This window comes from Listeria rocourtiae FSL F6-920, from assembly GCF_000525975.1.
GTDB classification, from domain to species: domain Bacteria; phylum Bacillota; class Bacilli; order Lactobacillales; family Listeriaceae; genus Listeria_A; species Listeria_A rocourtiae.
Map to the genome: position 1 here is coordinate 1 of NZ_AODK01000105.1, position 464 is coordinate 464.

General features: G+C 45.9%; 1 protein-coding gene. It reads right to left on the reverse strand.

Translation table 11 applies throughout. The features are described 5' to 3' along the window. A partial coding sequence (locus tag PROCOU_RS17905) for a DUF5011 domain-containing protein (protein ID WP_167549801.1) occupies window positions 1-464 on the reverse strand: 464 nt, incomplete at both ends.

The following is a 464-nucleotide window of genomic DNA, read 5'->3' on the forward strand; positions in this document are numbered from 1 at the left end:
TAGTTCCCTTCCTTTCGGAAGTTCACACCGCTATAGTCTACGTTCACTTCAACACTTATATCTCCGTCTACCTTGTCCTCGGCTTTGACATCCGTAAACCAATTGATATCGTTAGCTTTCGCTCCTGCGATGGCGCTCATGTCTTTTGCCTGTATGACTGGTGCTTCTGCTGTTATTTGCATATTTACTGTCGTGCTTGCGGATTTGCCGTTACTGTTCGTCACACTATACACCACTGGATAGTTCCCTTCCTTTCGGAAGTTCACACCGCTATAGTCTACGTTCACTTCAACACTTATATCTCCGTCTACCTTGTCCTCGGCTTTGACATCCGTAAACCAATTGATATCGTTAGCTTTCGCTCCTGCGATGGCGCTCATGTCTTTTGCCTGTATGACTGGTGCTTCTGCTGTTATTTGCATATTTACTGTCGTGCTTGCGGATTTGCCGTTACTGTTCGTCAC